This is a genomic window from uncultured Shewanella sp. (assembly GCF_947495455.1).
GTDB lineage: Bacteria > Pseudomonadota > Gammaproteobacteria > Enterobacterales > Shewanellaceae > Shewanella.
In genome coordinates this window covers 1-455 of sequence record NZ_CANLZC010000262.1, presented here as the reverse complement: position 1 = coordinate 455, position 455 = coordinate 1, and the positions used below count along the sequence as shown (strand labels likewise).

Genomic DNA, 455 nt, shown 5'->3' with positions numbered 1-455 from the left:
AAGTTCCCAAATAAAATCAACTTCCTGGGAATCACCTGTGAGTAAAAAAACTGGGGATTCATCAGTCACGGGTATAAGATGTGTTCAAACAAGTTTATGATATACATCATGTCATCTCGAACAATAAACAGTTTCTTGTGTTGCTTTTCAAGTGAAATGAAGAGGCGAGTGTCACTTGGAGAGTCTTGGCGGAATGCGGCGATTGATGACACAAAGTGAGTATTCTATCACCTAACTGATTAAAAAGAAGCTGAATAGTTGTTAAAATAATCAAGTGAACCTTTCTGATTGAAAAAACCGTTGACGGACTCTAGGTGAGGGGATAAGATGCGCTCCGTTCTCAACAACAAGTTGTTTAAAAGATTTTTGTTGGTGCATTTCGGTGATTAGCGCAGCCCGGTAGCGCATCTGGTTTGGGACCAGAGGGTCAGAGGTTCGAATCCTCTATCACCGAC

General features: G+C 41.3%; 1 tRNA gene. It reads left to right on the top strand.

Going from position 1 to position 455, the window contains the following annotated elements:
• The first annotated feature begins 380 nt into the window (after positions 1–380).
• Positions 381–454: transfer RNA gene (locus Q0791_RS25060), tRNA-Pro, on the top strand.
• The last annotated feature ends 1 nt before the right edge of the window (position 455 follow it).